Raw genomic sequence first — 25,136 nt, forward strand, 5'->3', positions numbered from 1 at the left:
TGTTTTAATCAAATTCATCCAAATATTAGATAAATCATGCATAAGACGACGCTTGAACAATGGTCCTTACTGGAAAAGGTAGTTGAGGCGGGCAGCTTTGCCAGAGCGGCGGAAGAAACGCACCGCAGCCAGTCTTCGGTGAGCTATAACCTGTCGCTGCTGCAGGAGCGGCTGGGCGTGGCGCTTCTGGTGCCGGAGGGACGACGGGCGGTGTTAACGCCGGCAGGAGAGCTTCTTCTCAACCAGGTTAAACCGCTGCTGAAAGCGTTTTCGTACGTCGAGACGCGCGCAGCGACCCTTCGAAACGGGATGCGCACGCGGTTAGATCTGGTAGTGGACTCCATTTTCCCGCGCCGCCGCCTGTTCGCTATTCTTCGTCAGTTCCAGCAGCAGTATCCGCAAACCCGGGTCCGTCTGACCGAGGTGCTGGAAAATACCCGCGCCGATGCCATTAACGACGAAGCCGATGTGATGGTCTTAACCCGCCGCCAGGACATTACCGGGCTCGGCGAATGGCTGATGAATATCGACTTTGTTGCCGTGGCCCATCATCAGCATCCCCTGTTTCGCCTCGATGCGCCGCTAAATGATGAGATGCTTCGCCCGTGGCCGCTCATCCAGATTGCGGACAGCCAGCCCGCCGCGCGTGCTGCCGGCGAGTCGTGGACCTTCTCCACCATCGATGCCGCCATAGAGGCCGTCGTCTCTCAGGTCGGCTACGGCTGGCTGCCAGAGGAACGCATCCAGACCCAGCTGGATCAGGGCGTACTGAAACGCCTGCCGCTGAGCCATGGCGCGCGCAGGGCAACGCCGCTTCACCTGATAGTTAAGCGTTCCCTCGCCCCGCTTGATGAACAGGTTGAGACGCTATTGCGCCTTTTTAGCCAGAAGCCGTCATCCCCACCTGCTACGCTTTAAGGTCCGAACGTTAAAACGATAAGGAGCAGATGATGAAAATCGACTTTGCGGGGAAAGTGGCGCTGGTGACCGCCTCAACCGGCGGGATCGGGTTCGCCATTGCCAGAGGTCTGGCAGAAAGCGGTGCGGAAGTGATCGTCAATGGCCGGAGCACGGAATCGGTGAATAAAGGCATTCAGCAGCTCCAGCAGGTGTTGCCGGGCGTACAGGTGCGTGCCGCGATTGCCGATCTCAGCACGGCGGAAGGGGTCGAGTCGCTTCTGAAGGTAGCGAATAACGTCGATATTCTGGTTAATAACGCCGGGATTTACGGTCCGCAGGATTTCTATACCACCGACGACGAAACCTGGGAGCGTTACTGGCAGACCAACGTGATGTCCGGCGTGCGTCTGTCCCGCGCCCTGCTGCCGGGTATGGTGCAGAAAGGCTGGGGACGCGTGGTGTTTATCTCCTCCGAGTCGGCCTGCAATATTCCGGCGGATATGATCCACTACGGCGTGACCAAAACGGCGCAGCTCTCGCTGGCGCGCGGTCTGGCGAAGTTTGTGGCGGGGAGCGGCGTGACGGTTAACAGCGTCCTGCCGGGCCCGACGATGTCTGACGGTTTCGCAGAGATGATGAAAGATGAAATCGAAAAAACCGGCAAATCGCTGGAACAGCTGGCAAAAGAGTTTGTGATGGCCAACCGCCCCAGCTCGGTTATCCAGCGTGCCGCCACGGTTGAAGAGGTGGCCAACATGGTGATTTATGTCTGTTCGCCCCAGGCCTCCGCCACATCGGGCGCGGCGCTGCGCGTCGACGGTGGCGTCGTGGATGACATCATCTGATGCTGTCAGGCCGCGCTGCCCGCGACACGACGGGCGGTAATGTAGTGTGCCTGCCAGTAATCATCCGTCAGGGTTGAAACCGTTACGCCCTGACTGGTTGAGGCATGAATAAACTGGTTTTCGCCAATATAAACGCCAACGTGCTTCCGGTTCGGACCCGTCTGGAAGAAGACCAGATCGCCAGCTTTCAGGCGGTATTGCGCCACCTGCACGCCGCGATGGATCTGTTCACTCGTCGTGCGCGGCAAATTAAGATGCGCCGCATCGGTGAACAGGTGCTGCATCAGCGCGGAACAATCCACCCCGCGATGCGTGGTTCCGCCCCACCGGTACTGGGTGCCTTTCCACTTCTGGTATTGATCGAGAATACGCGAGCGCAGCGGGCCCGTTTCCTGATGCACCAGCGCAGATTTCGCCGGTGATGCTCCCAGTTCGCTGTTCATCGATAACATCGACGCTGGCAGTTGAAAGCTGAACGCAGAAAACGAAGCAAAACTTAACGTGAGGATTGAAATAAGCGATCTAAGTGTCATATCAAGAAAGAAGTAGTGAGTGAGTTTTTCCTTACCTGTGGGGGCCAATGGTTCCCCTAAATATCTTGCGATGTGGCGATAATATAGACAGCTCGTTTTTTCACCAATTGTTATCGAGGCCAAAAATGGACTCACCTTGAGATCGCAAGATCGAGAAAAAAAGAGTGGTGGTATAAGGACTGTCCAGCTAAAGCAGGTAAACTGATCCGCAGAATGTGTATTTCAGCTAAGACGTATTTATGACCAATATGATTGCCGATGAGACGGTGGCTAAATCCAGCGTGCTCTCTGTCTTTGACTTTGACGGGACATTAACGCACCACGATAGCTTTATTCCTTTCCTGCGTTTTGCCTTCGGTAAACGCTACTTCGCGGGCCGCCTGGTGCGCATGGCGCTGCCCACGCTCCACTGCGTGCGTCGCAAGCTGACGCGCGATGAGCTGAAGGAAGTGCTGATTAAAACCTTCCTGACGGGCGTGAATGAACACTGGCTGCGCCAGCAGGCGGAAGCCTTTTGTGAAAAATACTGGAACAAGCTGATGCGCCCTGAAGGGGTTCTGGCGGTGGCGGCTGAGGTAAATTCCGGTGCGGAGGTGACCATCTGTTCCGCGTCCCCGGCGCTGGTGCTCCAGCCGTGGGCTGACAAACTGGGCATTAAGCTGATTGGCACGCAGCTGGAAGTGAAAGACGGCAAGCTGACGGGGCGCATCACGGGCAATAACTGCCGCTGCGCCCAGAAGGTGGCAAGGCTGGAAAAAGTGTATGGCGATCTGAACGCCTATCACCTGCGCGCCTGGGGAGACACCCGCGGCGACCACGAGTTGCTGGCGGCGGCGCAGGATCCACACTGGCGGCACTTCCACCACCCGCGCAAGCGTCGGAATTCACCGATTAAGGGTTAGGTGCGGTCTGGTGCCCTCACCCCGTCCCTCTCCCACAGGGAGAGGGAGAAAAACGATGCATCAGGCCTCACGTTTTCCCGGGAACATCACGCTCGCAATAATCCCCAGGGCCAGCACGCCGAGTACCACAAACAGACTGGCCGTGGCGCCAATGCTGTAACCGTGATGCCAGAAGTGATCGGTGGCATTTAAACCGAGCTTGAACGCCACGAAGAATAGCAGCAGAACCACGGCTTTCTCAAGGTGCACCAGATACTGCTTCAGCGCTTCCAGCACGAAGTAAAGCGTACGCAGGCCGAGAATGGCGAACATCATGGCGCTGTAGATAATCAGCGGCTCGCGGCTCACGGCAATAATGGCCGGCACGGAGTCAAACGCGAACATGACGTCAGAAAGCTCGACGACGGCTACGCAAAGCAGCAGCGGCGTCGCATAGCGCTTCGCCTTCTTCACGCGTCCGACCATCACGTCCTGGTTTTCCGGCTTTTCAAGCTCCGCATCCACCTCTTTCTGGGTCAGAATAAAGGCGTTGCTGCTGATTTTCGGCCAGACCGGATAGAAGCGCTTCACCAGGCGATAGGCGAGATGGCCAGAGTAATCTTCCACTTCGTCGCTCTCTTCATTGCGCCTGAGCATCATCACCGCCGTCCAGCCGACGACCAGCGCGAAGATCACCTCAACGTACGGCCCCAGACTCAGCAGGCTGGTGCCAATAGCCACAAAGATGCCGCGGAAGACAATCGCCCCCAACACGCCCCAGTAGAGCACGCGGTGACGGTACTTATCCGGCACGCCGAACCAGGCGAAGATTGCCATCATCACGAACAGGTTATCGACGGAGAGCACCTCTTCCAGCGCATAGCCGGTAAGGAACAGGCTCGCCATCTCGGCGCCGTGGTGAACGTACAGGAATCCGGCGAAGGCCATCGCCATCATGACCCAGAAAACGGACCACATCGCCGCGCTTTTCAGCGAGATCGGTTTATCGTGACGGTGCATAAAGAGGTCGATAAACATCGCCCCAACGGCCATCACCACGAAGACAACAACGGTTTCCGTCGGGAAACCGAGATGAGCAGCAGACATACACAACACCATACAAACTGACAAAAGCCAGTAACAGAAAAAGATCGTTACTTTAGCACACCCGTCGTCTAGCCGCTCATACCGCGCAAGCGCTGCAGCACCGCCACCAGAACCGCCACGGACCAGCCCACCATCAACGCGCCCACCAGCCCTTCCACCCCACCGATGAGCCGCCAGTGCTGGGGTAACGTGACGTCGCCGTACCCTACCGTCGCATAGCTCACCAGCGAAAAGTAAAAGCTGGTGTTCCAGTCATTAAACGCGTCGATGACAAAATAAAACCCAGCAAACAGCCCGGCCTCAAGGAGATGGGCGAAGATCATGGAGATCACGATACCGACATTGCGTAAAACAATGCGTACCGCAGAATCGACTTCTAATTTGATGAATTTTAAAACGCCAAACATCCACAGCGAATGGATCACCACGGTTAGGGTAAGCAAAATAATAATACTGAGTAGCTGCATGATGCGTGCTCGACCAAAAGGAGTATGGCCCCGCTAACGCGGCGGGGCACCTGGTCGAAGCTTAGTTGAATGGAAAGCAAAAGTTGGTGCAATAATTGCGCTGCGTGACTATTTCTCTGCCAGCGCGTCCTGCTTGCGGCTGGTTAGCAGCTAAAAGCGATGTATCCGCAGCGCGCTATCTGTGAGTCACCTCTTATTTACATCATTTAAACCTTCCATTAACTGGATAAAAATAACGCATCGTCGCTATAGTGGTTTTGTTTAATAAAACTGAGTTGTACCTAATAAAACAAAGAACAAACCCTGCGAGGACACAATGACAGAACATTTACGTAACGGCGCTACCGCCACCGAGGACATAGAAAGAGAGACGATGCGGAAGGTGATCTGGCGTATTCTCCCGTTTCTGATTGTCAGTTACCTGGTCTCCATTATCGATCGCGGGAATATCGGCATGGCTTCGCTGCAGATGAATGAGGACCTTGGCCTCAGCAAAGCCGCGTTTGGCTTTGCCAGCAGCCTTTACTTCGTGGCCTATTTTTTGTTTGAGGTACCCAGCAACCTGGCCATGCAGAAAGTCGGCGCCCGGCTGTGGATCCCGCGCATTATGATCAGCTGGGGCATCGTCTCCATGTGTATGTCCCTGGTGCAGAACACCACATCGCTCTATATCGTCCGTTTTCTTCTCGGTGCTGCAGAGGCGGGCTTCTTCCCGGGCGTCGTGCTGTATCTGACCTGGTGGATCCCGTCCCGCTACCGCGCACGCATTATTGCGTCCTTTATGGTCGCCATCCCGCTCGCTAACTTCATCGGTTCCCCGCTTTCCGGATTGATACTGTCACTGGATGGCTGGCTGGGTCTTCGCGGCTGGCACCTGCTGTTCATTATTGAAGGCTTGCCGGCGGTGCTGCTGGGTATTGCGGCCTGGTTTATTCTCCGGGATCGCCCTCATCAGGCGAACTGGCTTAGCAGCGAACAGAAACAATGGCTGGAAACCACGCTGGAAACCGAGCGCAATCAGCAAAAGAATATCGGACATCAGACCACGTGGCAGTTGCTGAAGCATCGCCAAATCTGGCTGATGGCGCTGATTTACGCCGGAGCATCGTCCGCGGGCACCACCATCAGCGTCTGGTCTCCTCAACTGCTGAAATCCTTCCATCTCGATAATCTTGAGACAGGTCTGCTTAACGCTATTCCTTACGGTCTGGCATCTGTTCTCATGATTGTATGGGGACGGAACTCCGATCGTACCAACGAACGCCGCTGGCATACCGCGCTGACGCTGTTCATGATTGCCGCCGGCGTGTTTGCCGCCTTTGCGAGCGTCTCGCTGTCTGCCACGATCGTCATCCTCAGCATTATGCTGATAGGCGCTTATTCAATGAAAGGGCCTTTCTGGGCGCTGGCGTCCGGTTGGATGAGCAGTACCTCAGCGGCGGCGGGACTGGCCGCGATCGGTGCCATTGCAAACCTGATAGGCGGGGCAGTGATGGTAAACGCGTACGGCATTATCAATGAGCGGACGGGTAGCTACACGCTGGCTATGCTTCCGCTGGCCGTGCTGTGCGTGGCCGGGGGTATCGCGGTACTCATCATAGGACGGCAGGCTCGCAACGCTCAGCTACACGAAAAACAGGTCACGCATTAGTGATGACAGGAGCGGGACAAATGTCCCGCTCCTGTGTTTAAAGATTTTCTTCCGCCGCGTCGCTCGTTTCACCAAAGAACTGCTGACAGAAGGGCTTACTGGCACCCATTTTCTGCGACAGACGGCTTGCAGCCGCCTTCATCAACTGGCCTATCTCCTGCTCACGACGATCTTCCGTCAGCCGTGAGATGGGGCCGGTCAGGGCTAACGCCGCTACCAGCTTGTCGTGAACGCCGAAGACAGGCATCGCAAACGCGGCGGTGTGGGGATCGCGTGCGCCTGACGTGTAGAAAGGAAGTTCAGCGTCTTCCTCCGGCAGGCTTTCATTGAGCCCCCAATGGCGTAATACCTTACTGATGGCTGAATTATCGAGCGGGAACTGGCTGCCGGGAAGATTGCTGTGCCGCAGGCCGTGCGACGCTTCAGCGCGAAACAGGCAAAGGCGTTGCCCTCCCTCCAGCACATACCAGCTGGCACTCTCCTGAGACGCCAGAGATAAGGCCTGAAGCTCTGGCTGAACCACCCGGGAAAGATGGAAAGATTGTTCATACAGCTTGCCGAGGTAAAGCAGACGTGGGCCAAGCGCATAATTGCCGTCTTCATGCCTGACGACGTAATTCATCCGTTCAAGAGAATTCATCAAGCGGTAAACCGTGGTTTTGTGATAACCCGACAGCTGTGCCAGCGCGGTCAGCGTCAGGCTCTCATCCCCAGGACGGAAGCAATCCAGTAAAGCCAGCGCTTTTTCAACCGCTACAACGCCTTCATTCCCCATCATTATCTCCTTGTTAGCCCGGCAGTGAGTGTACCTCAAATTTTGTGAGTCACTTCGTGTTTACATCACAAACGCCACCTCGGGTCTGGCTAAAAGGAAAGCAACACCGCTATAGTTGTTTTGTTCTGTACACCTGCATTGTACTCAGTAAAACAATATGGAGGCATTTATGTCCGTTACTGAAAAAAAACCGATTAATCGCCAGTTCGAGCGCGTTTCTGCCGAGGACGTTCGTCGGGCTGCCGAGTATCAGGCAGCTATTCTGGCCGACGTGGCCGGTCGCCGCGGTACGCTTCATGGCCGCATCAAACCACTGGCCCCACATATGTCCGTTGCGGGTCCGGCCGTCACCGTGGAAGTCCGTCCGGGTGATAATCTGGCGATTCATGCCGCGATGGCGGTGGCGCAGCCCGGCGATGTCCTGGTCGTTGATGGCAAAGGCGACCTGAGCTGCGCGCTGCTTGGCGAAATCATGGCCACTCAGGCTCAGGCGAGCGGTATTGCGGGCATCATTATTGACGGCGCTGTTCGTGACGCAGATTCCCTGAGCAAAGGTCACTACCCTGTCTTTTCTGCCGGTCTGAACCCCTGCGGCCCGACAAAGTTAATTTCTGGCCGGGTTAATCATCCCATTTCAGTCGCCGGGGCGACGGTTCAGGCCGGGGATCTGGTTGTCGCGGATATCGACGGCGTGGTCGTTATCCCGCGCGATGAGGTTCAGGAGGTTATCGCGCTGGCAAAAGGAAAGCTGGAGATGGAGACCCGACGTCTTGCCGCCATCCGTGAAGGCGATTTACGTCCACACTGGCTTGATGACGCGCTTCGTAAGGCAGGTATGTTAGCTGACGGGGAGACGCTGTGATGGGGGGCAAAGACGTAGTTCTGGTTACCGGAAGCGACCTGGCGGAGCAGGCCATGGTGATGTTGCAGGGCTTTGAGGTAGTGTTTGCTGGCCGCCAGCCCACAGAAGATGACCTGATCGCGCTGTGTGAACGACACAATCCTGTGGCGATTCTGGTTCGTTACGGCCGGATCACCGCAAAAGTCATGGATGCCGCCCCGGCACTGCAGGTTATTTCCAAGCACGGAAGCGGGATCGATGTGATAGACCAGACGGCAGCGGCCGAGCGCAACATCGCCGTTCGCGCTGCGCCAGGCGCAAACGCGGCGGCAGTGGCTGAACATACCTGGGCGCTGATCCTCGCCTGCGCAAAGTCAGTGGTGCCTCTGGACAAGCGGCTGCGGGACGGGCACTGGGATAAGGCGACGCATAAATCCATTGAACTCGAGGGCTTAACGCTGGGGTTAATTGGGTTGGGTGCTATCGGCTCGCGCGTGGCGACTATTGGTCACGCTTTCGGCATGAAGGTGCTGGCTTACGATCCCTATGCTAAGACTATGCCTGTCCTGTGCGAACGCGCAGAAACGCTGAACGGACTTCTTTCCCGTTCCGATGTCATCTCTTTGCACTGTCCGCTGACCGATGAGAATCGGGGGATGATCAATAGCGAAACGCTCGCACACTGCAAGCGGAACGCCATTCTGGTCAATACGGCACGCGGTGGACTGATCCACGATGAGTCGTTACTGGCGGCGCTCAGGGATGGCACGCTGCACAGCGCCGCGCTGGACAGCTTTCCCCACGAGCCGCTGACCGCGCCGCACCTCTGGCAGTCCGTAGAAAACGTGGTTATTTCACCGCATATTGGCGGCGTTACCGCAGCGTCATATATCAGGATGGGGACCGTGGCCGCGAGCAATATTCTGGCCGTGACGGACGCAACCACCGTCAGCTCGTAAAGCCAACCGCGACGAGTGGCAGCGCGCCTATGTCACTTGTCTTCTGCCAGCGCCTGAGCACATGCCCAGGCACTTGCCCATGCCCACTGGAAGTTGTAGCCGCCGAGCCAGCCGGTCACATCCATCACTTCGCCAATAAAGTAGAGCCCCGGCACGTTACGCGCTTCCATGGTGCGGGACGAGAGCTCATTCGTGTCAACCCCGCCCAGCGTGACTTCCGCGGTTCGGTAGCCTTCCGTGCCGTTTGGCTGCACGCGCCAGTTTGTCAGGGTTTCCACCAGCATCTCCTGCTCGCGGCTGTTCAGCTGCTTGAGAGACACATCCGGGATCTGCCCCAGCGCCTGCAAACATTCCACCAGACGTTTTGGCAGCTGCATTGCCAGGGTGTTTTTCAGGCTTTGATTCGGGTGCGCGGTACGCTGCTCGTTAAGGAACGCGTCGAGATCGCAATCGGGGAGCAGATTCACCGTGACAAACTCCCCCGGCTGCCAGTAGCTGGAGATTTGCAGTACCGCCGGGCCGGAAAGACCGCGATGGGTAAAGAGCAGATTTTCGCGGAACACCGTCCCGTCTTCGGCGGTAATGACCGAGGGAACAGACACGCCGGACAGCGTCTGAAGCTGTTCGAGAAGCGGTTTATGCAGCGTAAAAGGCACCAGCCCGGAGCGCGTGGGCAAAACTTTCAGGCCAAACTGTTCGGCAATCTTATAGCCGAACGGGGAGGCGCCCAGTCCCGGCATCGACAGACCGCCGCTGGCGATCACCAGGCTGTCAGCGCTGACGGTTTCACCATTCAACTGCAGCGTATAGCCCTGGTCGTCGCGGGCGACCTCCAGCACTTCCGTTCGCAGGCGCATGACGACGCCGCCCTTCTCGCACTCGGCCACCAGCATATCGACAATCTGCTGTGCGGAGTCGTCGCAGAACAGCTGTCCCAGCGTCTTTTCATGCCACGCGATGCCGTGCTTGCCCACGAGATCGATAAAATCCCATTGGGTGTAGCGCGCCAGCGCAGATTTACAAAAATGACGGTTTTGGCTCAAATAGGCCGCGGGTTCAACATACAGATTAGTAAAGTTGCAGCGCCCGCCGCCGGACATCAGGATCTTACGGCCGGGCTTTTTACCGTTATCCAGCAGCAGCACGCGACGACCCGCCTGTCCGGCCATTGCCGCACAAAATATACCCGCCGCACCGGCGCCAATTACCACGGCATCAAACCTTTCCACGTCAAAACCCTCTTTGTTAACTGCCGCGGATTGTAAAGTTTCCTCTGTGGTCACACCAGCGTAAAAAGATATTACAAAGGCATTCCATTGAAATTTAAAGAATATCCTTTATGAGGCATTTCTCAAATCAGGTGGTATGTCAAAAAAAGTCTATATTTCACTTTGCCCGCCGCGCATTTGTCCTGGATAATGCGCCGCGTTCATGTCCTCAAAATGGCGTAACGTCCTATGCTACATTTGTTTGCCGGCCTGGATTTACATACCGGGCTTTTATTATTGCTTGCTCTGGTTTTTGTACTGTTTTACGAAGCGATCAACGGCTTCCACGACACTGCAAACGCAGTAGCGACGGTTATCTACACTCGCGCAATGCGATCGCAGCTTGCGGTTGTTATGGCGGCGGTATTTAACTTCTTTGGTGTCCTCCTGGGCGGGCTGAGCGTTGCGTATGCCATTGTGCATATGCTGCCAACGGATCTGCTGCTTAACGTTAGTTCTGGCCATGGCCTCGCTATGGTGTTCTCAATGCTGCTTGCTGCAATTATCTGGAACCTCGGTACCTGGTATTTTGGCCTGCCTGCATCCAGTTCTCACACCCTCATCGGCGCGATTATCGGCATCGGGTTAACCAACGCCCTGATGACCGGAACCTCCGTCGTTGATGCGCTGAACCTGCCTAAAGTATTGGGCATTTTCGGCTCTCTGATCATCTCCCCTATCGTGGGCCTGGTAGTCGCGGGTGGATTGATTTTTATCCTGCGTCGCTACTGGAGCAACACGAAAAAACGTGCGCGTATCCACCTGACGCCAGCAGAGCGTGAGAAGAAAGACGGCAAGAAAAAGCCGCCGTTCTGGACGCGTATCGCCCTGATCATTTCCGCTATCGGCGTGGCCTTCTCTCACGGCGCGAACGACGGGCAGAAAGGCATTGGTCTGGTGATGCTGGTTCTGATCGGCGTCGCACCGGCAGGCTTCGTGGTGAACATGAACGCCTCGGGTTACGAAATCACCCGTACCCGCGATGCGGTCAACAACGTTGAAACCTATTTCCAGCAGCATCCCGATCTGCTGAAAAAAGCGACCGGCGTTGATCAGTTGATCCCTTCTCCGGAAGCCGGTGCAACCACCGCGCCTGGCGAATTCCACTGCCATCCGGCAAACGCGATTAACGCGCTGGAACGCGCCAAGGGCATGCTGGGCGACATCGAAAGCTACGACAAACTGGCCGTTGAACAGCGTGGTCAGCTGCGTCGTATCATGCTCTGCATCTCTGACGTGACCGATAAAGTCGCGAAGCTGCCAGAGGTGAATGGTGACGACAAACGTCTGCTGAAGAAACTGAAAAGCGATATGCTCAACACCATTGAGTACGCGCCAATCTGGATCATCATGGCCGTCGCGCTGGCACTCGGTATCGGTACGATGATTGGCTGGCGTCGTGTGGCGACCACCATCGGAGAGAAGATCGGTAAGAAAGGCATGACCTATGCGCAGGGTATGTCCGCGCAGATGACGGCGGCGGTTTCTATCGGTCTGGCGAGCTACACCGGTATGCCGGTATCCACCACCCACGTACTCTCCTCGTCCGTGGCAGGTACCATGATTGTTGACGGCGGCGGTCTGCAGCGCAAAACCGTGACCAACATTCTGATGGCCTGGGTATTCACCCTTCCGGCCTCAATCCTGCTGTCTGGCGGTTTGTACTGGATTTCGCTGAAGCTGATTTAATCGGTTGAAGGCGACAAAAAAGCGGGTCAGGAAACTGACCCGCTTTTTTTATGGCTGTTGTTTTTACTAAACCCATTGCTGTAATCAGGACAATCTGAACACTATCTGTTCAGATTTTTACTGCACAAATAACTATTATCCTCGCGAATGTTCTCAGGCCAAACAACACCCATGACGGAATAGACTATGCCATTCAAAACGGCTACTAAATGGATTCACTCCCTTGTGACGCTTTCGCTTCTGACTCTGGTCATTGGATTTTTCTGGTTAAACCACCAGCCCAATCAGCGAAATAACGATGAACTACAGCGCGTTTATAAATTATCCGATAGCGTCTGGCTCTATATGACCGTGAACAACCAGGGCGGTGCAACCGTGCCCACAATCTACCGTTACTATCTCTCAGGGGAGATAGCAGGGAAAGATATCGACATTATCCATCAGTTGGCCATGAAGCATCCGGTCATTGAAGGTACAGGTACGATTACCGCGGCCAGCCTTGATACAAACGGAGAAGTCAAAATCACCTATAGCGGGAAAGTTATTTCGATTGAGAGCAATATCTCCGATCTCCGGTTCTCGGTTAAGCCCTGAGCCAGAGGAAAGAAGGCGGGGCTGACCCCGCCTGCTGTGGCGCTCAGTGCCAAATCATCAATGCAATCATACTGACCACGACCAGCCCGCACAGGGCGCTGGTCAAAATGAACTGACGACGCAGGCGCTCGCAGCGACGAATAAACTCTTCATCGTGATGATCGCGGTAGCGCTGGTAGTAGATGTACCCCACCAGACGCATCTGCTTGCTGGGCTGTCCATGCGAGGTGAAGAACCCTCCACCGTCCACATACTGATAAAGCAACGGATCGCAACCACGAAGTACCACTAACAGCGCACGTAACGATGAGAAGTAGCGCGCCATATTCACTATGCAAACCACGCATAACGCCCAAAACAATGCGACGGTGCTAATCATACATCCTCCCCGGCGTCCGCCCACGAAGCAAGGCTCCTGAGCTACCGCACCCCAATGCCCTGACAGACAGTTCAGTGAAAGAATGACCAGAAGTCGATCCGGTTCGCGTTTTAATATCCGAACGGCTCATTTAATAGTGTAGGAGATCCGTTAATTTTTTTGCCACAAGGTTAATCGTTATCAACACCAAAGCTTGAAAAATATGTTTAACTGGGCCGTAATGAAAGTATCAGACGACGGCATTCTCACTTAGTCATCGATAACTTAAGGAAGGAGTAACACTATGGCTTACAAACACATTCTCATCGCGGTAGACCTCTCCCCTGAGAGCAAAGTGCTGGTTGATAAAGCGGTATCCATGGCACGTCCCTACAATGCGAAAGTTTCGCTGATTCACGTTGACGTGAATTACTCCGACCTCTACACCGGTCTGATCGACGTGAATCTTGGCGATATGCAGAAACGCATTTCCGAAGAGACTCACCATGCCCTGAGCGAACTCTCCACCAACGCGGGCTATCCGATTACCGAAACCCTGAGCGGCAGCGGCGACCTGGGCCAGGTGCTGGTTGATGCGATCAAGAAATACGATATGGACCTGGTGGTTTGCGGTCACCATCAGGACTTCTGGAGCAAGCTGATGTCTTCAGCGCGCCAGCTGATTAACACCGTTCACGTGGATATGCTGATTGTTCCACTGCGTGACGAAGAAGACGAGTAAGTGCGTTAAACGCCCCTCACCCTAACCCTCTCCCAAAGGCAGAGGGGATAGTTCGAGGAAGTAGGCCGGGTAAGGCGAAGTCGCCACCCGGCTTTTTTTATTCCGGCGTACCCGGATAAATATCAAACCGGTGCCCTTTCGTGACCACTGCGTTAGCGGTCGCAACGTCCGCCAGCGGCGGCGCATAGTCCGGGCGCTTTACCACCACCCGCTTCGTGGCAAGCTGACGAGCCGGCTCCAGCAGGCCATCGGCATCCAAATCCGGCCCCACCAGCGACTGAAACACCCGCATCTCTTTCTTCACCAGCGCGCTTTTCTGCTTATGCGGGAACATCGGGTCGAGATAGACCACCTGCGGGCGCGGGGTGATATCCGTCAATGCCGTCAGGCTGGAGGCGTGGATCAGCTGCAATCTTTCCTGTAACCACGGGCCGATTTCCGGGTCCGCATAGCCTCGCGCCAGCCCGTCGTCGAGCAGCGCAGCGACAACCGGATTACGCTCCAGCATCCGCACGCGACAGCCGACTGACGCCAGCACAAACGCATCGCGCCCCAGCCCCGCCGTGGCATCGACCACGTCAGGGAGGTAGCTCCCTTTGATGCCGACCGCCTTGGCCACCGCTTCGCCGCGACCGCCGCCGAACTTGCGCCGGTGCGCCATCGCGCCGCCGACAAAGTCGACGAAAATCCCGCCGAGCTTCGGTTCGTCGCGCTTACGCAACTCCAGATGTTCCGGCGTCATCACCAGCGCCATCGAGTTTTCGTCATCATGCTCCAGCCCCCAGCGGGCCGCCAGAACAGATAAGGCGCCGTCTCCGGCGCCTGTTTCATCTACTAAGCAGATCTTCACGTAACAATCAGCCTTTGATCCCGTAATGCTCAAGCATCGCGTCCAACTGCGGCTCGCGGCCGCGGAAGCGTTTGAACAGCACCATTGGCTCTTCAGACCCGCCGCGGGTCAGGATGTTATCGAGGAACGACTGGCCGGTTTCGCGGTTGAAGATCCCCTCTTCTTCGAAGCGGGAGAAGGCATCTGCCGCCAGCACGTCGGCCCACAGGTAGCTGTAGTAACCCGCCGCGTAGCCGCCTGCGAAGATGTGGCTGAACGCGTGCGGGAAGCGGCCCCAGGTTGGCCCAGGAATAACGGCAACCTGCTTTTTAATCTCGGCCAGGGTCTCAAGGATTTTCGCGCCCTGCTCCGGGCTAAACTCGGCGTGCAGGCGGAAATCGAACAGGCCGAACTCCAGCTGGCGCAGAATGAACATCGCCGCCTGGTAGTTTTTCGCCGCCAGCATTTTATCCAACAGCTCTTTCGGCAGCGGTTCGCCGGTCTCGTAGTGACCGGAGATAAACGCCAGCGCGTCCGGCTCCCAGCACCAGTTTTCCATAAACTGGCTCGGCAGCTCGACCGCATCCCACGGCACGCCGCTGATACCGGCCACGCCTGCGGTTTCGATGCGGGTCAGCATATGGTGCAGACCATGACCGAACTCGTGGAACAGGGTAATCACTTCGTCGTGGGTGAACAGCGCCGGCTTGCCGCTTACCGGACGGTTGAAGTTACAGGTCAGGTAGGCGACCGGCTTCTGCAGAGAGCCGTCGGCTTTACGCATCTGGCCCACGCAGTCGTCCATCCACGCCCCGCCGCGCTTGTTCTCACGCGCGTAGAGATCGAGATAGAAGCTGCCGCGCAGCTCGTTTTTCTCGTCATACAGCTCGAAGAAGCGCACGTCCGGGTGCCAGACGTCGATATCGGTACGCTCTTTGGCGGTGATGCCATAGATGCGCTTCACCACTTCAAACAGGCCGTTAACGGCTTTGTTTTCCGGGAAGTACGGGCGCAGCTGCTCGTCGCTGATGCTGTAGAGGTGCTGCTTCTGTTTTTCGCTGTAGTAGGCAATATCCCACGGCTGCAGCTCGTCTACGCCGAACTCCGCTTTCGCGAAGGCGCGCAGCTGGGCCAGCTCTTTTTCGCCCTGCGGACGGGCGCGTTTCGCGAGATCCGTCAGGAAGTCGAGCACCTGCTGCGGGTTCTCCGCCATTTTGGTGGCGAGGGATTTATCAGCGTAGTTTTCGAAGCCCAGCAGCTGCGCCAGCTCGTGACGCAGAGCGAGGATTTCCGCCATAACCGGGCTGTTGTCCCACTTACCGGCGTTTGGCCCCTGATCGGAGGCGCGGGTGCTGTACGCGCGGTACATCTCTTCGCGCAGGGCCTGGTTGTCGCAGTAGGTCATCACTGGCAGATAGCTCGGGATATCCAGCGTTAACAGGAAGCCTTCCTGCTCTTTCGCTTCAGCCTGGGCTTTTGCCGCCGCCAGCGCGCTTTCCGGCATACCTGCCAGTTCCGCTTCGTCGGTAATCAGCTTCGTCCAGCCCATGGTGGCGTCGAGCACGTTGTTGCTGTACTGGTTACCCAGCTCGGACAGACGCGCGGCAATTTCACCGTAGCGGGTCTGCTTCTCTTTTGGCAGGCCAATCCCGGACAGCTCAAAATCACGCAGGGCGTTATCGACCGATTTTTTCTGCGCCGTGCTCAGTTCGGCATAGTGGTCGCCGTCGCGCAGGTCGCGGTAGGCTTTGTACAGCCCTTCGTGCTGGCCGACCCAGGTGCTGTACTCAGAGAGCAGCGGCAGGGTCTGTTCGTAGGCTTCGCGCAGTTCCGGGCTGTTTTTTACCGAGTTCAGGTGGCTCACCGGGGAGAAGATACGCCCCAGCACGTCGTCCACTTCGGCCAGCGGCTGACACAGATTTTCCCAGGTGTACGGCGCGCCCTGCGCTACCACGCTTTCTACCGCCGCGCGGCAGTTGTCCAGCGATTGCGTAACGGCTGGAACCACATGCTCAGGGAGGATTTTAGAAAACGGCGGCAACGAAAAAGGCGTCAGTAATGGATTGGTCATAAACGCTGTCCTGTTGAAATAGGTGAATGAAGCGCGCATCCGGCGCTGTGCATATGAGATCTAGAATGGGGTTAAGTGTAGAGGATTTCAATGCCGGACGTTGCGCTTTCGCGGCCGTGGAAACTTTTCTGTATACTGTGGCGATACGCTCTATTTTTGCCCGATGGCGCTACGCTTATCGGGCCTACGTTTACTACCTGGAACACATTCATCCATGCTCAGTTATCGCCACAGCTTTCACGCAGGCAACCACGCCGACGTCCTTAAACACACCGTTCAGAGCCTGATCATTGAATCGCTCAAAGAGAAAGAGAAGCCGTTTCTCTATCTGGACACGCACGCGGGCGCGGGCCGTTATCAGCTGAGCGGCGAGCATGCCGAGCGTACCGGTGAATATCTGGAAGGGATTGCCCGCATCTGGCAGCAGGACGACCTGCCTGCCGAGCTGGAGCCTTACATCGGCGTGGTGAATCACTTCAACCGCAACGGCCAGCTACGCTACTACCCTGGCTCACCGCTGATTGCCCGCCAGCTGCTGCGCGAGCAGGACAGCATTCAGCTGACCGAGCTGCACCCGAGCGATTTCCCGCTGCTGCGTTCTGAATTCCAGAAAGACAGCCGCGCCCGCGTGGAAAAAGCCGACGGTTACCAGCAGCTGAAGGCCAAGCTGCCGCCGGTTTCTCGTCGCGGCCTGGTGCTGATCGACCCGCCGTACGAAATCAAAACCGACTATCAGGCGGTGGTAACCGGCATCCACGAAGGCTACAAACGCTTCGCCACCGGGACATACGCCCTGTGGTATCCGGTGGTGCTGCGCGCGCAGATCAAACGCATGATCAAAGACCTGGAAGCGACCGGCATCCGCAAAATCCTGCAGATCGAGCTGGCGGTACGTCCGGACAGCGATCAGCGCGGCATGACCGCCTCCGGCATGATTGTGATCAACCCGCCGTGGAAGCTCGAAGCGCAGATGAACAACGTGCTGCCATGGCTGCATAAAACGCTGGTGCCCGCCGGGACAGGCCACGCCACCGTCAGTTGGATCGTGCCGGAGTAATCGCAGTCATCGGTGGAAACTATTGATTTCAGGTATACAATCGCTGCAATTCACGATTAAGGACAAAAGCAATGACTAAGCATTATGACTACATCGCAATCGGCGGCGGCAGCGGCGGCATCGCCTCCATCAACCGTGCGGCCATGTACGGCCAGAAGTGCGCGCTGATTGAAGCCAAAGCGCTGGGCGGCACCTGCGTGAACGTGGGTTGTGTACCGAAGAAAGTGATGTGGCATGCGGCGCAAATCCGTGAAGCTATCCATATGTATGGCCCGGACTACGGCTTTGACACCACCATCAACCGCTTCGACTGGGACAAACTGATCGCCAGCCGTACCGCCTACATCGACCGTATTCACACCTCGTACGACAACGTTCTGGGTAAAAATAACGTCGATGTTATCCACGGTTTCGCCCGCTTTGTGGACGAGAAAACGATCGAAGTGAACGGCGAGACGATCACCGCCGATCACATCCTGATCGCCACCGGCGGTCGTCCGAGCCACCCGAACATCCCGGGCGTGGAATACGGCATTGATTCCGACGGCTTCTTCGAGCTGCCTGCCCTGCCAAAACGCGTTGCCGTTGTTGGCGCGGGCTATATCGCGGTGGAACTGGCTGGCGTGATTAACGGCCTGGGCGCAGAAGCGCACCTGTTCGTACGTAAACACGCGCCGCTGCGCAGCTTTGACCCGCTGATTGTCGATACGCTGGTTGAAGTGATGAACACCGAAGGCCCCACCCTGCACACCAACGCCGTGCCAAAAGCGGTGGTGAAAAACGCGGACGGTAGCCTGACGCTTGAGCTGGAAGATGGCCGCAGCCAGACCGTCGATTGCCTGATCTGGGCGATTGGCCGTGAGCCGGCGAACGATAACTTCAACTTGGGCGTCACCGGCGTGAAAACCGACGAAAAAGGCTATATCGTCGTCGATAAATTCCAGAACACCAGCGTACCGGGCATTTATGCGGTTGGCGACAACACCGGCGCGGTTGAGCTGACGCCGGTCGCCGTTGCGGCGGGCCGTCGTCTCTCCGAGCGCCTGTTCAACAACAAGCCGGACGAGCATCTGGACTACAGCAACATTCCAACCGTGGTCTTCAGCCACCCGCCAATCGGCACCGTCGGCTTAACCGAGCCGCAGGCGCGCGAGCAGTACGGCGACGACCAGGTGAAAGTGTATAAATCGGCGTTTACCGCGATGTATACCGCCGTCACCTCGCACCGTCAGCCGTGCCGCATGAAGCTGGTCTGCGTGGGCCCGGAAGAGAAGATTGTCGGCATCCACGGCATCGGCTTCGGCATGGACGAGATCCTGCAGGGCTTCGCCGTGGCGCTGAAGATGGGCGCAACCAAGAAAGACTTCGACAACACGGTGGCCATCCACCCGACGGCCGCGGAAGAGTTTGTGACCATGCGTTAATCCTGATGCCCCTCCCCGGAGGGGCATTTTTTTAACATTCATAAATCGTTGCAAAACGAATGCTCCGAAAATAGTGATCTACCGCACATTTCCCTCCCCATCTACCGAAGCGAATGTCTACGCTTATAAGACGCCCGGATAAACCTGTCTTTTGAACACACAACCGGAGGTCCCTATCACCATGTTCAACCAGAAACTACAGGCTACCGAGAACATCGAGTTCGAGATTGCAGAAGAGCTGCGCTACGAGACCGATCCCTGCGAGTTGAAACTGGATGAAATGATTGAGGCGGAGCCGGAACCCGAAATGATCGAGGGGCTACCCGCCTCCGATGCGTTGACGCCCGCAGACCGCTATCTTGAACTGTTCGAGCACGTGCAGTCGACGCGGCTGTTTGCGGACAGTAAAACCTTCCCAGACTGCGCACCGAAGATGGATCCGCTGGATATCCTGATCCGCTACCGCAAGGTCAGACGCCACCGGGATTTCGACCTGCGCCAGTTTGTGGAGAACCACTTCTGGATGCCGGAAACGTACGGCACAGAATATGTCTCCGACCCGGGACTCTCCCTGAAAGAGCACATTGATAACTTGTGGCCGGTGCTGACGCGCGAGCCGCAGGATCATATTCCCTGGTCTTCCCTGCTGGCTCTGCCGCAGGCCTATATCGTCCCCGGCGGGCGATTCAGCGAGACCTACTACTGGGATTCCTATTTCTCCATGCTGGGGCTGGCAGAGAGTGGCCGTAACGATCTGCTCAAGTGTATGGCGGACAATTTCGCCTGGCTGATTGAACGCTACGGGCATATCCCCAACGGCAACCGCACCTATTATCTCAGCCGCTCGCAGCCGCCGGTCTTTGCCCTGATGGTGGAGCTGTTCGAGGAGGACGGCGTGCGCGGGGCGAAACGCTATCTGGACCACCTCAAAATGGAGTACGCCTTCTGGATGGACGGCGCGGAGTCGCTGCTGCTTAACCAGGCTTACCGCAGCGCCGTGCGTATGCCGGACGGTTCACTGCTCAACCGCTACTGGGACGACCGTGATACCCCGCGCGACGAATCGTGGATTGAGGACGTGGAAACCGCCCGCCACTCGGGTCGTCCGCCCAATGAGGTGTATCGCGACCTGCGTGCGGGGGCGGCGTCCGGCTGGGATTACTCGTCCCGCTGGCTGCGCGATCCGTCGCGGCTCGCCAGCATCCGCACGACGCAGTTTATCCCCATCGATCTGAACGCCTTCCTGTTCAAGCTGGAAAGCGCTATCGCCAACATCTCGGCGTCGAAAGGGGATAAAGAGACGGCAGAAACGTTCCGCCAGAAAGCCAATGACCGCCGCGCGGCGGTGAACCGCTATCTGTGGGATGAGGAGAGCGGCTGTTACCGCGATTACGACTGGCGACGCGAAGAGCTGGCGCTGTTTTCTGCCGCCAGCATTGTGCCGCTGTATGTTGGAATGGCGACGCACGAGCAGGCAGAACGTTTGTCGGATGCGGTCAAGGCGCGTCTGCTGACGCCGGGCGGAATTCTGGCGACCGAGTACGAAACCAGCGAGCAGTGGGATAAACCCAACGGCTGGGCACCGCTGCAGTGGATGGCGATTCAGGGGTTCAAGCAGTATGGCAACGACTCGCTGGGCGATGAGATTGCCTGGAGCTGGCTGCATACGGTGAACCATTTTTATAAGACGCATCACAAGCTGATTGAGAAGTACCACATCGCCAGCAGTACGCCGCGCGAAGGTGGCGGGGGTGAGTATCCGCTGCAGGACGGTTTCGGCTGGACGAACGGCGTGGTGCGGCGGCTGATTGGGTTGTATGGGGAGCCTTAAGCGGGGTGCGGTCTGGTGCCCTCACCCCGGCCTCTCCCACAGGGAGAGGGAAAAGAGATCAGCGAATCACCTCATAAATGGCAGTCTGAATGGACTGCCATTTTTTCGTGGTGGCATCCGGCTGCGACTGCGCGCGGCGTGTGGCCATGTCGAGATCGTGCTGCTGGCGTTTCACCACGGCAGGCACGGTGCAGAAAGCTTTGAGATACTCTTTACGAACCGAGGTCAGAGACTCACCGTTCGACATGGCGTGGCTGAGCGTGTTGATGAAGCGACGACACGGCTTCTCTTCCACCATGTTCTGCCGGTAGCGTAGCATCAGCTCCAGCACATCGTCATAGCCTGCAGACATCGCCTCTTCGGTCCAGGAGAGCTTCCAGTCCATACCGCCCTGCAAAAAGAGCTGGGTCACGCGGGTATCGTTGCGGTTAATGGCCGAGCGGAAATTATTCTCGTCCCAGGTGACCCCCATGCGCGTGAGCGTTTCGCGCGAAGAAGGCGTCTCGCGCATTTCCTGCGGAGGAGCCGCTTCAGCCGCGCTGACGGTCGCTGGCTGCGGCTTGCTGCTGGTTACCAGCCAGAAGCCCCCCGCCACGATGGCAATCACCATAACGCCAACCGCCCCCCATAGCGCACCGGAAATGAGCTGCTCGCGTTGTTCGGGCGTACGCGGCGCGCGCTGGGTAGGCTTTTCAATGGTGTCCCGGACTTCAAACAGATCCCCACCGGTGACCCGATCCATTTTCTGCGCCTTTTCCCAGAAGGTATGCAATTCGCTGGCATCTACCGCCATGAATCCGGCCGGATTGACGGGCGTTCTCCCCTCTTCAAACGCCCGTTGCACGGGCCGCGCGATCTGCGTGTAGTAGTTATCCAGCAGCTGGATTTGCGCCGAGCTTAACGTTTTCTGAACGGTGATGTTGTTGCGGATTTGCCGAATGTCATCGAGGAAGGTTTGCAGCGTTTTGCGCGGTTCAACCAGCAGCGTCAGCATCGACGGGTCGCTGAACAGCGAAGCGTAATAGCGGCTGAACTCTTTTTTATCCACCAGCATCTGCGCCAGTTCACTGAACATCATGCCGCTGAGGACATCATTGATCTCGCCAAGCTTCAGCCAGCGCCGCACGCGGTCAGCGTTAAACAGGGTCTTCAGATGGTTGTTCAGCCGCACCTGATCGGGCCAGGCCTGCTGGATGAGCCCTTTAATCATCAGCTCAATCGCGCGTACCTGCTTGTGCGCCTGCTGCTGCTGGAGTTCGTTTCCCGGCGCCAGGTCCGTGCTGTAGGTCAACAGCGGCTGCTGCAGGCGAAGATGTTCCAGCGCGGTCACAAACCGCATCGCCGCAATAAGCTGGTTTTCACTCACATCCTGTCCGCTTTCATACTGCGGAACGCGCTGCTGCAGCAGGCGTAGCTGGAGCGTAAATTCCGACATCTCGGCATCATTAAGGTTGAGTTTTTTCGCAACGGCTCCCCAGCCGCCCTGAGCTAATCGCGCGCTGTCGAGTTGTTCCAGGAACCAGCGTGGATCTTTGCCCTCAGAAGCATGTACATTCAGAAGGAGTAAAATTTCCACCGACGCAAGGCGAATGACCGCCAGACAGTGTTCAAACTGTTCGCGAATATGATGTGATGTGCTGAGAGTCATTGTTTTCCTTAAGCGACAACGAAGACATCCGGAATGGGCACGAAACGCCCTTTATTCTTTTTATTTATACGCGGTTAACCATACCTGACTTTCTGTTGAAATAAAGTGACAACCCTAAAATGATTTAAAATGTTTCAGGAGAATCCGAATGCCGGTTTTAATTACCTCTCGCCTGACCTGTTCGCCCCTGCAGGAACAAGACTGGCCCTTTTTTCTGGCGCTACAGCAGCACCCGGACGTGATGCGCTTTGTGGCGGAAGACCGCCCCGTCGCGGCCATCCGCGAGGCATTTGATTCGCGCCTGACCCCATGGGTACCGGGCAGCGCGCACTGGCTTTGTCTCGTCATACGTGACACCGCCTCACAGGCCCCGCTGGGCGTTACCGGCTATATTCATCGGGAGGAGGACTGCGCAGAAGTGGGCTTCCTTTTCGCCCCCGAGGCGCAGGGGAAAGGTTACGGCTTTGAATCCCTGAAAGCGCTTTGTGATTACGCTTTTCATCAGGGTGGTATACGGCGACTCACCGCCACCGTCACCGCGGGAAATGTCGCTTCAAGACGCCTGCTGGAAAAAGCCCGCTTTCGCCTGGAAGGGGAATTACGCGAGAGCTATTATCTTGCGGGGCGCTGGCAAAATGACTGGCTATTTGGTTTATTACAGCAGGAATACCTGAATAATAATTCCTGACCAACCGCTTTTTAGCAGATATTCCCCGGACATCGTTTCCTCTTTAGTGTCGCTATTAAGAGGAAACGAATATCAAACGTCATTTGCTGGAAATATTTTCTGCGGCCATTGCGTTAATAAAAAAACTTCAGGGTCTTTCTCTGGCGAAATATTGTGATTAAGGGTCTCCTTAAGAGGATCCTTCCCCTTAAGCTCGTGCATCACAGGAACATACCGCCAGAGACTTCAATACGTTGCGCATTCATCCAGCCCAGCTTATCGCTAAGCAGTGCCGCAATGGCATCGCCGATATCGTCCGGCAAACCCACCCGTCCCAGCGCCGTCTGCGAAGCCAGCATCTGATTTAGCTCCGCGTTGTCGCGCACGCGTCCGCCGCCAAAGTCTGTTTCTATCGCGCCAGGCGCAATGATATTGACGGAAATGCCGCGCGCGCCCAGCTCTTTCGCCTGATAACGCGTCAGCACTTCCATCGCCCCCTTCATCGCCGCGTAGGTCCCTGAGCCCGGCTGGGTAAAACGGGCCAGCCCGCTGGAGACGTTGAGGATCCGTCCCCCGTCGTTAAGCAGCGGCAGCAGGCGCTGGGTCAGGAAGAAAGGTCCTTTGAAATGAATGTTCAGCGCTTCGTCAAACTGGGCTTCCGTCGTGTCGGCATAGGGCGCGTATAAACCCGTTCCGGCATTGTTCAATAAATAGTCAAAGGTTTCGCGCTGCCAGACGGTCTTAAGGGTTTCCTGAAGCTGTCGGGCAAAATGATCAAAACTCGTGATATCCCCGACGTTGAGCTGTAATGCCGCTGCGTTGACGCCTTTTTGCTGAATTTCATGCACAACATCCAGCGCTTCCTGCTGGCTACGGTTGTATGTCAGGACAATTCCCGTGCCGTCTGCCGCCAGCTTTAACGCAGCGTTTTTGCCCAGACCACGGCTACCACCCGTCACTAATGCGATACGTTCACTCATCATAAACCTCGTTTTGGCTGTTAAGGAGATTGAGAAAGAGCTTATTAGGTGATAGAAAATCAATAAAGATGGGTTAAAACGCTTCACTGTTTCAGCAGAAACAACAATGAGCTTCCTCTATGGATAAAATTCACGCAATGCAGTTGTTCGTCCGCGTCGCGGAACTGGAGAGTTTTTCCCGCGCGGCCGAAACGTTAACCCTGCCGAAAGGCAGCGTCTCGCGGCAAATTCAGGCTCTGGAAAACCGGCTTGGCACCCAGCTATTGCACCGCACCACGCGCCGCGTCAGCCTGACGCAGGACGGCATGGTCTATTACGAACGGGCAAAAGATCTGCTGGCAAACCTTGATGAACTCGACGGCATGTTTCAGCACGATCCCTCCAGCATCAGCGGTCGGCTCCGCGTGGATATGCCCGTCGGCGTTGCTCGAAATTTAGTCATCCCCAAACTGCCTGCTTTTCTGCAGCACTATCCGGGCATTGAACTTGAGCTCAGCAGCAGCGATCGTCTTGTGGATGTGATCCGCGAAGGGTTTGATTGCGTGGTGCGCGTCGGCACGCTGAAGGATTCAGGGCTGATTGCCCGTCCGCTGGGCAAGCTATCGGTGATTAACTGCGCCAGCCCGGATTATCTGGCGCGTTTTGGCTATCCGGAAACCCTGGACGATTTAGGCTCGCACGCCGTCATTCATTACACCGCTACGCTGGGAACACGCCCCCAGGGTTTTGAGTTTTATAACGGCAGTGCAACGCAGTGGATAAAAACGGGCGGGGTCTTAACCGTCAACAGCACAGAAACTTACCAGGCTGCCTGTCTCGCCGGGCTGGGCATTATTCAGGTGCCGCGGGTTGGTGTGCGCGATTTACTGCGCGCGAAGAAGCTGATTGAGATCCTCCCGCAATACCGGGCCGAACCGATGCCTGTTTCCCTGATTTACCCCCACCGCCGCAACCTCTCCCGCCGGGTCCATCTGTTCATGGAGTGGCTAACTGAACTCACAAAAGCTTACGTGGACTAG

24 protein-coding genes are annotated in these 25,136 nt (G+C 56.6%); 14 read left to right on the forward strand and 10 right to left on the reverse strand.

Annotated features, from left to right (window positions below; translation table 11 throughout):
• Positions 1 to 36 precede the first annotated feature (36 nt).
• Both LA04_RS20415 and LA04_RS20420 read left to right on the forward strand, forming a co-directional pair.
• The gene (locus LA04_RS20415; RefSeq protein WP_047652925.1) at positions 37 to 918 is read left to right on the forward strand and encodes a LysR family transcriptional regulator; all 882 of its coding nucleotides are present in this window, start codon (positions 37 to 39) and stop codon (positions 916 to 918) included.
• 32 nt (positions 919 to 950) lie between these two features.
• Positions 951 to 1,745 (forward strand): SDR family NAD(P)-dependent oxidoreductase, encoded by a 795-nt coding sequence (locus LA04_RS20420; RefSeq protein ID WP_047652926.1) that lies wholly within the window; start codon positions 951 to 953, stop codon positions 1,743 to 1,745.
• Positions 1,746 to 1,750: 5 nt separating this feature from the next.
• Here LA04_RS20420 and LA04_RS20425 read toward each other — a convergent pair whose 3' ends face one another.
• Positions 1,751 to 2,278, reverse strand: a complete 528-nt coding sequence (locus LA04_RS20425; RefSeq protein ID WP_047652927.1) for an NlpC/P60 family protein — start codon at positions 2,276 to 2,278, stop codon at positions 1,751 to 1,753.
• A gap of 239 nt (positions 2,279 to 2,517) precedes the next feature.
• Between LA04_RS20425 and LA04_RS20430 the strand changes: the two genes are divergently transcribed.
• The gene (locus tag LA04_RS20430; protein WP_081957735.1) at positions 2,518 to 3,180 is read left to right on the forward strand and encodes an HAD family hydrolase; all 663 of its coding nucleotides are present in this window, start codon (positions 2,518 to 2,520) and stop codon (positions 3,178 to 3,180) included.
• 60 nt (positions 3,181 to 3,240) lie between these two features.
• Here LA04_RS20430 and LA04_RS20435 read toward each other — a convergent pair whose 3' ends face one another.
• The gene (locus tag LA04_RS20435) at positions 3,241 to 4,266 is read right to left on the reverse strand and encodes a TerC/Alx family metal homeostasis membrane protein (RefSeq protein ID WP_023309545.1); all 1,026 of its coding nucleotides are present in this window, start codon (positions 4,264 to 4,266) and stop codon (positions 3,241 to 3,243) included.
• A gap of 68 nt (positions 4,267 to 4,334) precedes the next feature.
• Positions 4,335 to 4,733 carry a potassium channel family protein gene (locus tag LA04_RS20440; RefSeq protein ID WP_047652928.1) on the reverse strand — a complete coding sequence of 133 codons (399 nt, stop codon included), beginning with the start codon at positions 4,731 to 4,733 and terminating at the stop codon, positions 4,335 to 4,337.
• A 316-nt stretch (positions 4,734 to 5,049) separates the two neighbouring features.
• On the opposite strand from LA04_RS20440, the gene LA04_RS20445 reads away from it, so the two are divergent.
• Complete coding sequence (locus LA04_RS20445) at positions 5,050 to 6,384, forward strand: MFS transporter (RefSeq protein ID WP_047652929.1); 1,335 nt, start codon at positions 5,050 to 5,052, stop codon at positions 6,382 to 6,384.
• A 37-nt stretch (positions 6,385 to 6,421) separates the two neighbouring features.
• Here LA04_RS20445 and LA04_RS20450 read toward each other — a convergent pair whose 3' ends face one another.
• Positions 6,422 to 7,159, reverse strand: coding sequence for an IclR family transcriptional regulator (locus LA04_RS20450; protein WP_047652930.1), 738 nt, complete (start codon positions 7,157 to 7,159; stop codon positions 6,422 to 6,424).
• A 169-nt stretch (positions 7,160 to 7,328) separates the two neighbouring features.
• Between LA04_RS20450 and LA04_RS20455 the strand changes: the two genes are divergently transcribed.
• Complete coding sequence (locus LA04_RS20455) at positions 7,329 to 8,021, forward strand: RraA family protein (RefSeq protein ID WP_047652931.1); 693 nt, start codon at positions 7,329 to 7,331, stop codon at positions 8,019 to 8,021.
• Positions 8,021 to 8,959 (forward strand): NAD(P)-dependent oxidoreductase, encoded by a 939-nt coding sequence (locus tag LA04_RS20460; RefSeq protein WP_047652933.1) that lies wholly within the window; start codon positions 8,021 to 8,023, stop codon positions 8,957 to 8,959. Before LA04_RS20455 ends, LA04_RS20460 begins: the two co-directional genes overlap by 1 nt.
• A gap of 32 nt (positions 8,960 to 8,991) precedes the next feature.
• Here the strand turns inward: LA04_RS20460 and LA04_RS20465 are convergent, their stop codons facing one another.
• A complete protein-coding gene (locus LA04_RS20465) occupies positions 8,992 to 10,188 on the reverse strand; it encodes an NAD(P)/FAD-dependent oxidoreductase (RefSeq protein ID WP_047652968.1) in 1,197 nt (398 codons plus the stop codon).
• Positions 10,189 to 10,416: 228 nt separating this feature from the next.
• Here LA04_RS20465 and pitA point away from each other — a divergent pair, with 228 nt between their 5' ends.
• Together pitA and LA04_RS20475 are read left to right on the forward strand one after the other, a co-directional pair.
• Positions 10,417 to 11,916 (forward strand): inorganic phosphate transporter PitA, encoded by a 1,500-nt coding sequence (pitA, locus tag LA04_RS20470; protein WP_023309552.1) that lies wholly within the window; start codon positions 10,417 to 10,419, stop codon positions 11,914 to 11,916.
• Between the two features lie 186 nt (positions 11,917 to 12,102).
• A complete protein-coding gene (locus tag LA04_RS20475; RefSeq protein ID WP_047652934.1) occupies positions 12,103 to 12,510 on the forward strand; it encodes a hypothetical protein in 408 nt (135 codons plus the stop codon).
• 43 nt (positions 12,511 to 12,553) lie between these two features.
• Here the strand turns inward: LA04_RS20475 and uspB are convergent, their stop codons facing one another.
• The gene (uspB, locus tag LA04_RS20480) at positions 12,554 to 12,889 is read right to left on the reverse strand and encodes a universal stress protein UspB (RefSeq protein WP_003861224.1); all 336 of its coding nucleotides are present in this window, start codon (positions 12,887 to 12,889) and stop codon (positions 12,554 to 12,556) included.
• Positions 12,890 to 13,172: 283 nt separating this feature from the next.
• Between uspB and uspA the strand changes: the two genes are divergently transcribed.
• Positions 13,173 to 13,610, forward strand: coding sequence for a universal stress protein UspA (gene uspA / locus LA04_RS20485; protein ID WP_003861223.1), 438 nt, complete (start codon positions 13,173 to 13,175; stop codon positions 13,608 to 13,610).
• A 97-nt stretch (positions 13,611 to 13,707) separates the two neighbouring features.
• Here the strand turns inward: uspA and rsmJ are convergent, their stop codons facing one another.
• Both rsmJ and prlC read right to left on the reverse strand, forming a co-directional pair.
• Positions 13,708 to 14,460 (reverse strand): 16S rRNA (guanine(1516)-N(2))-methyltransferase RsmJ, encoded by a 753-nt coding sequence (rsmJ, locus tag LA04_RS20490; RefSeq protein WP_047652935.1) that lies wholly within the window; start codon positions 14,458 to 14,460, stop codon positions 13,708 to 13,710.
• Between the two features lie 7 nt (positions 14,461 to 14,467).
• Positions 14,468 to 16,510: an oligopeptidase A gene (gene prlC, locus LA04_RS20495; RefSeq protein ID WP_047652936.1), complete on the reverse strand. Its 2,043-nt coding sequence runs from the start codon at positions 16,508 to 16,510 to the stop codon at positions 14,468 to 14,470.
• A 214-nt stretch (positions 16,511 to 16,724) separates the two neighbouring features.
• On the opposite strand from prlC, the gene LA04_RS20500 reads away from it, so the two are divergent.
• From LA04_RS20500 to LA04_RS20510, 3 genes are all read left to right on the forward strand, one after another.
• Entirely contained in the window at positions 16,725 to 17,567 is an 843-nt protein-coding gene (locus LA04_RS20500) for a 23S rRNA (adenine(2030)-N(6))-methyltransferase RlmJ (RefSeq protein WP_047652937.1), read from the forward strand.
• A gap of 71 nt (positions 17,568 to 17,638) precedes the next feature.
• Positions 17,639 to 18,991 (forward strand): glutathione-disulfide reductase, encoded by a 1,353-nt coding sequence (gorA, locus tag LA04_RS20505; RefSeq protein ID WP_047652938.1) that lies wholly within the window; start codon positions 17,639 to 17,641, stop codon positions 18,989 to 18,991.
• Between the two features lie 181 nt (positions 18,992 to 19,172).
• A complete protein-coding gene (locus LA04_RS20510) occupies positions 19,173 to 20,822 on the forward strand; it encodes an alpha,alpha-trehalase (protein WP_047652939.1) in 1,650 nt (549 codons plus the stop codon).
• Positions 20,823 to 20,880: 58 nt separating this feature from the next.
• Here LA04_RS20510 and LA04_RS20515 read toward each other — a convergent pair whose 3' ends face one another.
• The gene (locus LA04_RS20515) at positions 20,881 to 22,470 is read right to left on the reverse strand and encodes an STY4199 family HEPN domain-containing protein (protein ID WP_047652941.1); all 1,590 of its coding nucleotides are present in this window, start codon (positions 22,468 to 22,470) and stop codon (positions 20,881 to 20,883) included.
• Between the two features lie 148 nt (positions 22,471 to 22,618).
• Here LA04_RS20515 and LA04_RS20520 point away from each other — a divergent pair, with 148 nt between their 5' ends.
• Positions 22,619 to 23,158, forward strand: a complete 540-nt coding sequence (locus LA04_RS20520; protein ID WP_047652942.1) for a GNAT family N-acetyltransferase — start codon at positions 22,619 to 22,621, stop codon at positions 23,156 to 23,158.
• 200 nt (positions 23,159 to 23,358) lie between these two features.
• Here LA04_RS20520 and LA04_RS20525 read toward each other — a convergent pair whose 3' ends face one another.
• Complete coding sequence (locus tag LA04_RS20525; protein ID WP_047652944.1) at positions 23,359 to 24,117, reverse strand: SDR family NAD(P)-dependent oxidoreductase; 759 nt, start codon at positions 24,115 to 24,117, stop codon at positions 23,359 to 23,361.
• Positions 24,118 to 24,236: 119 nt separating this feature from the next.
• Between LA04_RS20525 and LA04_RS20530 the strand changes: the two genes are divergently transcribed.
• On the forward strand, positions 24,237 to 25,136 hold the full coding sequence (locus LA04_RS20530) for a LysR family transcriptional regulator (protein ID WP_047652945.1): 900 nt from the start codon (positions 24,237 to 24,239) through the stop codon (positions 25,134 to 25,136).

It is taken from the genome of Enterobacter sp. UCD-UG_FMILLET (assembly GCF_000762975.1).
In the GTDB taxonomy this organism is placed as follows: domain Bacteria; phylum Pseudomonadota; class Gammaproteobacteria; order Enterobacterales; family Enterobacteriaceae; genus Enterobacter; species Enterobacter dykesii.